This is a genomic window from Ottowia sp. (assembly GCF_046348305.1).
In the GTDB taxonomy this organism is placed as follows: Bacteria; Pseudomonadota; Gammaproteobacteria; order Burkholderiales; family Burkholderiaceae_C; genus Ottowia.
Genome location: NZ_JAXMEM010000015.1, coordinates 44,047 through 52,186 on the forward strand (window position 1 = coordinate 44,047; position 8,140 = coordinate 52,186).

Annotated in this window: 4 protein-coding genes; 2 read left to right on the forward strand and 2 right to left on the reverse strand. The window is 68.3% G+C overall.

All coding sequences use genetic code 11. The annotated features are described in order from the left end of the window. The first annotated feature begins 105 nt into the window (after positions 1-105). Complete coding sequence (cphA, locus tag U1F38_RS16215) at positions 106-2,262, forward strand: cyanophycin synthetase (protein ID WP_409988116.1); 2,157 nt, start codon at positions 106-108, stop codon at positions 2,260-2,262. A 62-nt stretch (positions 2,263-2,324) separates the two neighbouring features. Further along, the gene (gene cphA, locus U1F38_RS16220; RefSeq protein ID WP_409988113.1) at positions 2,325-5,000 is read left to right on the forward strand and encodes a cyanophycin synthetase; all 2,676 of its coding nucleotides are present in this window, start codon (positions 2,325-2,327) and stop codon (positions 4,998-5,000) included. A 45-nt stretch (positions 5,001-5,045) separates the two neighbouring features. On the opposite strand, the gene U1F38_RS16225 is transcribed toward cphA (U1F38_RS16220), so the two are convergent. Beyond that, positions 5,046-6,002, reverse strand: a complete 957-nt coding sequence (locus U1F38_RS16225; protein WP_409988114.1) for an NAD(P)H-dependent flavin oxidoreductase — start codon at positions 6,000-6,002, stop codon at positions 5,046-5,048. A 176-nt stretch (positions 6,003-6,178) separates the two neighbouring features. Further along, positions 6,179-7,966, reverse strand: coding sequence for an acyl-CoA dehydrogenase (locus U1F38_RS16230; protein ID WP_409988115.1), 1,788 nt, complete (start codon positions 7,964-7,966; stop codon positions 6,179-6,181). Positions 7,967-8,140: the final 174 nt, after the last annotated feature.

The following is an 8,140-nucleotide window of genomic DNA, read 5'->3' on the forward strand; positions in this document are numbered from 1 at the left end:
GGCGGATTGTATCCCCGCACCCTTGACGCACAGGCGGACATCGCCGAGGCCGGCGCGGCGCCCGCGTCGCCGCGCGCGCCGTTCGCGGACATCGTGATCCGGCGCATGACCTACCTGGGCGGCCCCGGCATCTGGACCTACCGCCCGGTGATCGAGGCCATCGTCGATATCGGCGCCCTGGAAGACTTCCCTTCCAACACCCTGCCCGGTTTCTACGATCGCCTGACGGCCTGGCTGCCCGGCCTGATCGAGCACCGCTGCAGCGTCGGTCGGCGCGGCGGCTTTCTGATGCGCCTGCGCGACGGAACCTGGCCCGGCCATATCCTGGAGCACGTAGCGCTGGAGCTGCAAACCCAGGCCGGCATGAAAACCGGCTTCGGCAAGGCCCGCATGACGGGCGAGCCCGGGGTCTACAAGGTGGTGATCCGCACGCGCGACAAAGCCGTGGGCAAACAGGCCATCACCAGCGCGCGCGACCTGGTCATGGCCGCCATCAACGACCGCCCGTTCGACGTGGCGGCCACGGTGGCCCGGCTGACCGAGATGGTGGACCGCCGCTGCCTGGGCCCCAGCACGGCCAGCATCGTGGACGCCGCGGCCGAGCGCGGCATCCCCTGCATCCGCCTGAACGAGGGCAACCTGGTGCAACTGGGCCATGGCGCTGCCCAGCGCCGCATCTGGACGGCTGAAACCGACCGCACCAGCGCCATCGCCGAAGGCATCTCGCGCGACAAGGACCTGACCAAGCAGCTGATCGCCGCCGCCGGCGTGCCGGTGCCCGAGGGCCGCGTGGTCGAATCGGCCGAGGACGCCTGGGACGCCGCCGGGGACATCGGCCTGCCGGTGGTCGTCAAGCCCACCGACGGCAACCACGCCCGCGGCGTGTCGCTCAACCTGAGCACGCGCGAGGAAGTCATGCACGCCTTTGCCGCGGCCGAAGCCGAAGGATCCGAGGTGCTGGTCGAGCGCTGCATCCCCGGACAGGAACACCGCCTGCTGGTGGTGGGCAACAAGGTGGTGGCCGCCATGCGCGGCGAAATCATCCAGGTCAAGGGCGACGGCCGCTCCAGCATCGGCGCGCTGATCAACACCCACATCAACACCGACCCGCGCCGCGGCGAGGAAGAGCACCTGCCGCTGGAAACCCTGCGCCACGACGACCCGGTGCTGCAGCTGCTGCTGGCGCGCCAGGGCTTGAGCATCGACAGCGTGCTTCCCGTGGGCGCATCGGCGGTGGTGCAGCGCACCGGCAACATGTCGATCGACGTGACGGCCCAGGTCCACCCCGACGTGGCCGAGCAGGTGGCGCTGGCCGCCCGCGTGGTGGGCCTGGACATCGCCGGCATCGACCTGGTCGCTGAAGACATCGGCCAGCCGCTGGCGGCCCAGGGCGCGGCCGTCGTCGAGGTCAATGCCGGTCCCGGATTGTTGATGCATCTCAAGCCCGCTGTCGGCCGCGCCCAGCCCGTGGGTGAGGCCATCGTGGAGCACCTGTTTCCACCCGGCAACAGTGGACGCATTCCCATCGTCGGCCTGATCAGCGACGGCCAGAGCGCGCTGGCCGCCCGGCTGGTGGCGGCCCTGTTCCAGTTGCACGGCTGGCAAACCGCGCTGGCCTGCCGCGACGGCCTGTTCCTGGGGCGCCGGCAACTGTCACCGCACGGCTCCATCGGCTTCGAGGCGGGCGAAAGCATGCTGATCAACCGCACCGTCCAGGCCGCGGTGCTGGAAACCTCACCGCGCCACATCCTGACCGAGGGTTTGCCCTATGACCGCTGCCAGATCGGCGTGGTGCTGTCCATGCCCGGCCCGCAAGGCCTGAGCGACCTGTACATCACCGAGGCCGACCAGATGCCCGGCATCCTGCGCACCCAGGTGGACGTGGTGCTGCCCGGCGGTGCGGCGGTGCTCAACGCCGACGACCCTGAGGTGCTGGCGCTGGGCGACTACTGCGACGGCGAGGTCATCCTGGTGTCCTGTGATCCCGACAGCGCGGCAGTGGCCGAACACCGCGCCGACCAAGGCCGCGCCGTGCTGGCCCGCGGCACCGAGATCGTGCTGGCTGAAGGCGCGAGCGAACTGGCACTGACCCAGCTGTCGCCCCAGGTGCTGTCGGCGCTGACCGCCGATGGCCCGCACGACGTACGCCCGCCGGTGCTGGCCGCCGTGGCCGCCGCCTGGGCCGCGGGGGTGGGCCCCGACCTCATTCGTGCCGGTTTGTTGCACTTTGATGAGCCGCGTGACACCCCGACGGTGCACTGAACGGCACACTCGTTCGTTTGTAGTCTTCAGGCTCGGAACATCTTCCGAACAGGATCCCTCCCATGGACATTACCCGCATTCGCGCGCTTCGCGGTCCCAACCTCTGGAGCCGCCAGACGGCCATCGAGGCCGTCGTCACCTGCGACGAATCCGAGCGCGACCTGCGCACCACCCCCGCTTTCGAAACGCATCTGCGCGAGCTGTTTCCAGCCGTGGGGCTGTTGCACGCCGAGCATCCCGATGCTCCGCTGTCCATGGCACACGCGCTGGAGCTTTGCGCGCTGGCGCTGCAGGCACAGGCCGGCTGCCCGGTCACGTTCAGCCGCACCACGCCCACCGAAATCGCCGGCACCTACCAGGTGGCCGTGCAATACACCGAGGAAGCCGTCGGTCGCCTGGCCTTCGTCAAGGCGCAGGAGCTGTGCCAAGCCGCCGCTGAAGGCGGTGCGTTCGACAGCGCTGCTGCCCTGGCCGAGTTGCGCGAGCTCGACGAGGACGAGCGCCTGGGCCCCTCCACCGGTGCGATCGCCCACGCCGCCGTCGCGCGCGGCATTCCCATCCGGCGCCTGACGCGCGGCAGCCTGGTGCAATTCGGCTGGGGCAGCCGCCAGCGGCGCATCCAGGCCGCCGAGGAAGACTCCACCAGCGCCATCGCCGAGGCCATCGCCCAGGACAAGGACCTCACCAAGATGCTGCTGCACTCGGCCGGCGTGCCCGTGCCGCGCGGGCGCCCCGTGGGCGACCTGGAAGACGCCTGGAAAGCCGCGCAGGACATCGGTCTGCCGGTGGTGGTCAAGCCGCAGGACGGCAACCAGGGCAAGGGCGTCACTGTCGGCATCACCGACCGCGATGGCTTTGAGCGCGGCTATCAGGCGGCGGCCCAATACGGCCCCGTGATGGTCGAGAAATTTCTGCCCGGCCACGACTTTCGCCTGCTCGTGGTCGGCAATCGCCTGGTGGCCGCCGCGCGGCGCGATCCGCCGCAAGTCATTGGCGATGGCGAGCACTCGGTGCGCCAGCTGGTGGCCGAGGTCAACCTCGACCCGCGCCGCGGCGAGGGCCACGGCACCTCGCTGACCAAGATCCGCATTGACGCCATTGCCGAGGCGCGCCTGGCGGCCCAGGGCCTGAACGCCGACTCGGTGCCCGCCAGGGGCCAGCGCGTGGTGCTGCGCAACAACGCCAACCTGTCCACCGGTGGCTCGGCCACCGACGTGACCGACAGCGTGCATGCGGAGGTGGCTGCGCGCGCGGTCGAGGCCGCGCAAATGGTGGGCCTGGACATCTGCGGCGTGGACGTGGTGTGCGAAACCGTCGGCAAGCCCCTGGAGGCGCAAAGCGGCGGCATTGTCGAGGTCAACGCCGCGCCGGGCCTGCGCATGCACATCCACCCCTCGTTCGGCACCGGCCGCGACGTGGGCGGCGCCGTGATCGACCACATGTACCCCGAAGGCGGCAACGGCCGCATTCCGGTCATCGCCGTCACCGGCACCAACGGCAAGACCACCACCGTGCGCCTGGCCGCGCACCTGCTGCGCACCCAGGGGCTGCGCGTGGGCATGACCAACACCGATGGCGTGTATGTCAATGGCCGCCAGATCGACTCGGGCGACTGCTCGGGCCCGCGCAGCGCGCGCAACGTGCTGGCCCACCCCGACGTCGACGCCGCCGTGCTTGAGACCGCCCGCGGCGGCCTGCTGCGCGAGGGTCTGGGCTTTGACCAATGCGACGTGGCCGTGGTCACCAACGTGGGCTCCGGCGACCACCTGGGCCTGAACTACATCACCACGCTGGAGGACCTGAAGGTGCTCAAGCGCGTGATCGTGCTCAACGTGGCGCCCACCGGCACCGCCGTGCTCAACGCCGTCGATCCGGCGGTGGCGTCCATGGCGCCGCACTGCCCCGGCCACGTCACTTTCTTCGCTCAGGACGGGATGCACCCGGTCATGGCCACGCACCGCGCCCAAGGCAAGCGCGTGGTGTTCGTCGACGGCGGCGACATCGTGTGCGCCGAGGGTGCCTTTGAAAAGCGCCTGCCCCTGGCGCGCGTGCCCATCACCCACAAGGGCCAGATCGGCTTTCAGGTGCAGAACGTCATGGCCTCGGTCGGCGCGGCGTGGGCCGTGGGCGTGCCTTGGGACGCCATTCAAAAAGGCCTGGCCAGCTTCATCAGCGACCAAATGGGCGTGCCCGGACGCTTCAACGTGTTCGACTACCGCGGCGCCACTGTGATTGCCGACTACGGCCACAACCCCGACGCCATCGCCGCCCTGGTGGCGGGCGTCGAGAACATGCCCTCCAGGCGGCGCTCAGTGGTCATCAGCGGTGCGGGCGACCGGCGCGACCAGGACATTCGCGACCAGACGCGCATCCTGGGCACTGCCTTCGACTCGGTCATTCTCTACCAGGACGCGTGCCAGCGTGGCCGCGCCGACGGCGAAGTGCTGGCGCTGCTGCACCAGGGCCTGGTCGGCGCCACGCGCACCCGCCAGATCGAGGAGATCCACGGCGAATTCGTCGCCATCGATCGTGCGCTTGAACAGTTGCAAGCCGGCGACCTGTGCCTGGTGCTGATCGACCAGGTCGAAGAGGCCCTGGCCCACATCAAACGCCGCGTGGACGAAGCCCGCCCCGCCGCCAAACCAGGCCGCGCACGCGCTGCCAAGACGGTCAAGCGCGGCAAGACGCAAGCGGGCACCGCCGCAGCCACCATGCCGGCTGAGCTGCGCCCCGCCTGAAGGCGCCCTCGCCCGGTCACCGCCGGGCGGCGATCGGGAGTCGGCTCAAGCCAAGGCGAGGCGCTGGCGCGCGGCTTCGTATTCGCTGCGCAAGCGCCCGATCAGCGCCGCAGCGGGTTCCACCGCCTTGATGGCGCCGATGCCCTGGCCGCTGCCCCAGATGTCCTTCCAGGCCTTGGTGGCGCCGCCGCCAAAGTTCATCTTGCTGGGGTCGCTCTCGGGCAAGTTGTCCGGGTCCAGACCGGCCGCACGGATGGAATGCGCCAGATAGTTGCCGTGCACGCCCGTGAACAGGTTGCTGTAGACGATGTCGTCCGAGGTTCCGGCCACGATGGCGTGCTTGTAGTCCTGCGTCGCCCGCGCCTCTTCGGTGGCGATGAAGGCCGTGCCGATGTAGGCAAAGTCGGCGCCCATGGCCTGCGCCGCCAGGATGGCGCCGCCGTTGGCGATGGCGCCCGACAGCGCGATCGGCCCGTCGAACCAGTCACGCAACTCCTGCACCAGCGCAAACGGGCTCTTCACCCCGGCATGGCCGCCGGCGCCCGCCGCCACGGCGATCAGGCCGTCGGCGCCCTTCTCCACAGCCTTGCGGGCAAAGCGGTTGTTGATGATGTCGTGCAGCACCACCCCGCCCCAGCCGTGCACGGCCTGGTTCACGTCCTCGCGCGCGCCCAGGCTGGTGATGACGATGGGCACCTTGTATTTGGCGCACAGCTGCATGTCGTGCTCGAGCCGGTCATTGCTCTTGTGCACGATCTGGTTGATGGCGAAGGGTGCGGCGGGTTGATCGGGATGGGCCTTGTCCCAAGCGGCCAGCGCCTCGGTGATCTCGGCCAGCCACTCATCGAGCTGTTCGGCCGGCCGGGCGTTGAGCGCGGGCATTGAGCCGATCACGCCGGCCGTGCACTGCGCAATCACCAGCTTGGGGTTGCTGATGATGAACAAGGGGGCGCCGATGACCGGAAGTTTCTGCTTTTGCAGGACGGGCGGGAGTTTGGACATGAAGAAAATTAAATGAAATTGGCCTCTCGCGCACGCCAATCAAGCGCAAGCAGCTATTATTTTGTGAGTCAATGACTTGAATTTCAACGCGACACAAGGGCACAGCAGTCCGCAGCAGATGAAGCTTCTGCGGAACTCCCTTGCGCCTTCGCGCCTCGGTGTTCTGTTGTTGTCGCTCAGAACGACTCCAGCGGCATGGCCATCACGCTGGCGCCGCCTTCGACGATGGCGTCGCGCAGGCCCGCCGTGCGCGGCAGGATGTGCTCAGCATAAAAGCGCGCAGTGGCGATCTTGGCTTTCATGAAGGCCACGTCCTTGCCCTGGGCCAGCTCCGCTTCGGCCACCTGCAGCGCGCGGGCCAATTGCCAGCCGGCCACCAGATTGCCCGCCAGCATCAGATACGGCACGCTGGCGCCATAGGCCGCGTTGGGGTCAAGCTTGGCCTGTCCCACCATGAAGTCCACCGCCTCGGCAAACGCGTGGCGCGCCCTGGTCAAATGATGGGCCACGGCCTTGGCGTCGTGGCTGCCATGGGCCAGTTGCTTTTCGGTGGCTTCGACGTGGGCGGCGATCGCCTTGGCGGTCTGACCGCCGTCGCGTGCGGTCTTGCGGCCCACCAGGTCGTTGGCCTGGATGGCGGTGGTGCCTTCGTAGATGGTCAGGATCTTGGCGTCGCGGTAGTACTGCGCCGCACCCGTCTCCTCGATGAAACCCATGCCGCCATGCACCTGCACGCCCAGGCTGGTGGCCTCCTGGCTCATCTCGGTGCTGTAGCCCTTGACCAGCGGCACCATGAATTCATAGAGCGCCTGGTTCTCATGGCGCACCCGCGGGTCGGGGTCGTGGTGCGCTGCGTCGTAGGTGGCGGCGGCGGTGCTGGCCATGGCGCGGCAGCCCTCGGTCAGCGCGCGCATCGTCATCAGCATGCGGCGCACGTCGGGGTGGTGAATGATGGTGGCTGCGCCCTTGACGCTGCCATCCACCGGGCGGCTCTGCACGCGCTCTTTTGCGTAGGCCGCCGCTTTTTGATAGGCGCGGTCGGCAATCGCAATGCCCTGCACGCCCACGCCGTAGCGCGCGGCGTTCATCATGATGAACATGTACTCCAAGCCCCGGTTTTCCTCGCCCACCAGATAACCCACCGCGCCGCCGTGGTCGCCAAACTGCAGCACGGCCGTGGGGCTGGCCTTGATGCCCAGCTTGTGCTCGATGCTGACGCAGTACGCGTCGTTGCGCTCGCCCAGGCTGCCATCGTCCTTGACCATGAACTTGGGCACCACGAACAGGCTGATGCCCTTGACGCCCTCGGGCGCACCGGCCACCCGCGCCAGCACCAGGTGCACGATGTTCTCGGCCATGTCGTGCTCGCCGTAGGTGATGAAGATCTTGGTGCCGAAGATCTTGTAGGTGCCATCGCCCTGGGGCTCGGCGCGCGTGCGCACGGCGGCCAGGTCGCTGCCGGCCTGCGGCTCGGTCAGGTTCATGGTGCCGGTCCATTGGCCCGAAACCAGCTTTTCGAGGTAGGTGGACTTGAGCTGGTCGCTGCCCGCCGTCAGCAGCGCCTCGATGGCGCCGTCGGTCAAAAGCGGGCACAGCGCAAACGACAGGTTGGCCGCGTTGAGCATCTCGACGCAGGCCGCCGCAATCGTCTTGGGCAGGCCCTGACCACCAAATTCGGTCGGATGCAGCAGGCCCTGCCAGCCGCCTTCGGCGAACTGCCGGTAGGCCTCCTTGAAGCCCTTGCTGGTGGTCACCGAGGTGCCCGAATGGCTGGACGGCGCCTTGTCCGCCTCGAAATTCAGCGGCGCCACCACTTCTTCGTTGAAGCGCGCGCATTCCTTCAAAACGGCCTGAGCCGTCTCCAGGCCCGCGTCCTCGAAGCCGGGCAGCTTGGCGATCTCGTCGATGCGAGCGAGATGCTCGATGTTGAACAGGAAGTCCTTGATGGGGGCGGTGTAGCTCATGGTCTTGTCCTCAAATGTCGAAGTCTGCGCACGCAGGCGCAGAAAAAAACAAAAAAGGGCACCGCACGCGATGCCCCGGGGAAGCTCAGTGCTTCATGCGTCCCGCTGCATCACAGCGCCTTGACCAGTTCGGGCACGGCCACGAACAGATCGGCCACCAGTCCGTAGTCGGCC

Excerpts from the sequence above, each read along its gene's own strand:
- cphA (WP_409988116.1), top strand. The coding sequence starts at position 106 with ATGACCTACCTGGGCGGCCCCGGCATCTGGACCTACCGCCCGGTGATC.
- cphA (WP_409988113.1), top strand. The coding sequence starts at position 2,325 with ATGGACATTACCCGCATTCGCGCGCTTCGCGGTCCCAACCTCTGGAGC.
- U1F38_RS16225 (WP_409988114.1), bottom strand. The coding sequence starts at position 6,002 with ATGTCCAAACTCCCGCCCGTCCTGCAAAAGCAGAAACTTCCGGTCATC.
- U1F38_RS16230 (WP_409988115.1), bottom strand. The coding sequence starts at position 7,966 with ATGAGCTACACCGCCCCCATCAAGGACTTCCTGTTCAACATCGAGCAT.